This window comes from uncultured Mailhella sp., from assembly GCF_905187505.1.
GTDB lineage: Bacteria > Desulfobacterota > Desulfovibrionia > Desulfovibrionales > Desulfovibrionaceae > Mailhella.
Map to the genome: position 1 here is coordinate 1 of NZ_CAJJIC010000187.1, position 2,832 is coordinate 2,832.

2 protein-coding genes are annotated in these 2,832 nt (G+C 57.9%); both read left to right on the plus strand.

Going from position 1 to position 2,832, the window contains the following annotated elements:
- Nucleotides 1–433: 433 nt before the first annotated feature.
- The gene (locus QZZ60_RS11135; protein ID WP_295641408.1) at nt 434–1,444 is read left to right on the plus strand and encodes an RNA polymerase sigma factor RpoD/SigA; all 1,011 of its coding nucleotides are present in this window, start codon (nt 434–436) and stop codon (nt 1,442–1,444) included.
- Between the two features lie 94 nt (nt 1,445–1,538).
- Nucleotides 1,539–2,832 (plus strand): tetratricopeptide repeat protein (locus tag QZZ60_RS11140; protein WP_295641407.1); only part of this gene is annotated, 1,294 nt, incomplete at its 3' end.

Here is a 2,832-nt window from a genome sequence, read left to right on the forward strand (position 1 = left end):
TAGGTGTACTGAAAATCGTTGAAAACGCCAACCTTAAACGATAGGATACATTCCGGCAAGTACGCTTCCACCCCGGAAGCCCTGCTGAAATAAGGATGACTCCATGACGAACATTTCCGATGCGCACGAAGCCGAACTGCTTTCCTCTCCCAGAGCAAAGCAGCCCCGAACCGCCTCTGCGCGTATCAAAAAAAGCAAAACATCTCCAAAGGATAGTGATGTCATCGACATTACGGCGCCCCCCGTTTCCAAGGAAGCGGAGTCTTCATCCTCGCCTTTGGAAGCACACGGGGACGAATCCGAAAAAAAATCGGGGAGACAGCCGAAGCGGGATACCGCAGCGAAGTCTCAGCTTCCCACCGCCACGCCCGAAGAGCCTTCCGAAAACGACGCCGTGGAGGAAGAATCCGGGGATGATGACTCTCCTGAAGTCATGGAAGCGGAACTTGAGCAGGCGCAGGACGGGGAACTTCTCCCAGGCGACGCCCCGCTTGACGACTCCTTTGAAGACTACGACGACAACGGCCGCGTCATTGATCTCGGCAGCAATCTTCCAGCCATTGCTGAAGACCGGCTGCCGAGCGTGGCGGTTCGAGACAATCTTCAGAGCTATCTGCGGGAAGTGAGCAAATTTCCTCTTCTTGAACCGGAGGAAGAAACGGAACTTGCCCGGAGAGTGCGCGATCACGGCGATCCCGAGGCGGCGTTCCGCATCGTTTCCTCGCATCTGCGCCTTGTGGTCCGCATCGCCATGGACTTTCAGCGCCGCTGGATGCAGAACGTGCTTGATCTCATTCAGGAAGGAAACGTGGGACTTTTGCGGGCCGTCAACAAGTTCGATCCCGACAAGGGCATAAAATTTTCCTACTATGCCTCGTTCTGGATCAAGGCCTACATTCTCAAGTTCATCATGGACAACTGGCGCATGGTGAAGATCGGCACCACGCAGGCCCAGCGCAAGCTCTTCTACAATCTGAACAGAGAACGGCAGAAGCTCATTCTTCAGGGGTTCGATCCCGACGCGGCTCTTCTTTCGGAACGGCTCGGCGTGACCAAGGATCAGGTAGTGGAAATGGAACAGCGGCTGGACGCCGGTGACGTTTCCCTCGATCTTCCGGTCAGCGACGACAGCGGCAGCGCTTCGCGCATGGATTTTCTGCCGGCTCTCGGTCCCGGCGTGGAGGAAGGCATTGCCGACTCGGAAGTATCCAGACTCGTTCAGGAAAGCATACGAGAGCTCATTCCTTCCCTTTCGGAAAAGGAAGTCTACATTCTGGAGCACAGACTTCTTACCGACGAGCCGGCCACGCTCAGAGAAATCGGAGAACGCTATCACGTCACCCGTGAACGCATACGCCAGCTGGAAGCGCGCCTGCTGGAAAAACTGAAGGAACATCTCGGGCGCGAGATCAAAGACTTTTCGGAAGAATGGATACAGCCATAGCTCTTCCGCACACAGGAAATCCATGTTCAGTCATACATCATCCCTTTCTCGGGTACGGCGGCCCATGTCTTCCTCCGTGCGGGCAAAACGCCTGATGTTCGCGTCCACCCTTGCGCTCATGCTTCTGCCCGCGGGATGCACGGCCACGGGAAACGGTCTTGCATCCGGGCAGAACGATCAGCTCGTTCCGTCGCAGATGACGCCTCAGGCGCCGTCGCAGCGCGCTGAGCTCATCTTTGCCCAGCTCAAGCTGGACAGCGCCCTTGCGGGCAACGACCGCGAAGGCATCATCGATTCCGCCAACCGGCTGCTCCGCTACGGCACGGGCGCGTACAAGCTGCCGTCGTCCTCTCCCATCATCGACGCGGCCATATGGCTTCTCGCGCATGACGACGAAAAGGAAGCCGTGCCTCTCATAAGGAAGGCCTCCACCCAGATGCCGGACGATCTGTCGCTGGTTTCGCTTCAGGCCGACCTGCTCATCCAGAACAACCAAAGAAGCGAAGCCATAGACCTTCTGCGCACCTTTGCCCGAAAGCATCCCTCCGACGGACAGGCGCAGGCCGAGCTTGCCCTTGCCCTGCTGCGCAGCGCCCAGGCCGAAGAGGCCATGCAGGTCTTCCGGCACATTCCCGAAAAGCAGCTTACCGCACAGATCCGCTTTGCCTACGCGCAGGCGCTGAACGTTTCCGGACATTTTGCCGACGCCAGACGACAGCTCGAAGCAGCCGTGAAGGAAGAGCCAGAATACTCCGAGGCATGGCAGCTTCTTGCCCTCACACAGGAAGAGCTCGGCAATCGGAAGGAAGCGGAAAAGATTTATCGCAACCTTCTTCAGAACGACCCCGACAACCGCAGCGCACGCCTTTTTCTTCTCCGGCTTCTGCTCCAGAACGGCGAGACGGACGCCGTGGTCCGCATGGTGATGGAAACGCAGGACCCGCTTCACTTTGCCGTGGCCGCCGCAGCCATGCTCATGGATGAAAAGCATCCCGACCAGGCCGAAACGCTGCTCTCCCGTCTCGAAACCCAGGAAGGCATGCCGGACGGACTGTATTTTTATCATGCGGCGCTGCTTTATGAAAGCAACGGAGACATCGACCGGGCTCTTGCCTATCTCGACCGCGTCTCCTCACAGAGTTCGGAATACGACAAGGCTCTCCGCATGAAAGTGCGCATTCTCTACGAACAGAAGCGCTTTTCAGACGCGCTCGCCGCGCTGGAAAAGCTGCGCACGCTGCACCCCACGGATGTGGAGCCCCTGCTTCTCGTTTCGGAAATGTACGCCGGCCAGAAAAACTTTGCCGCCGCCGAAAAGGCCGTGAACGAAGCGCTGCGCCTGCATCCCGACAACGAAAACGCCGCCTTTCAGCAGGCCTATCTGCAGG

Bases quoted from the DNA above. Each gene is read 5' to 3' on its own strand.
- QZZ60_RS11135 (WP_295641408.1), top strand. From the start codon at position 434: ATGGAAGCGGAACTTGAGCAGGCGCAGGACGGGGAACTTCTCCCAGGC.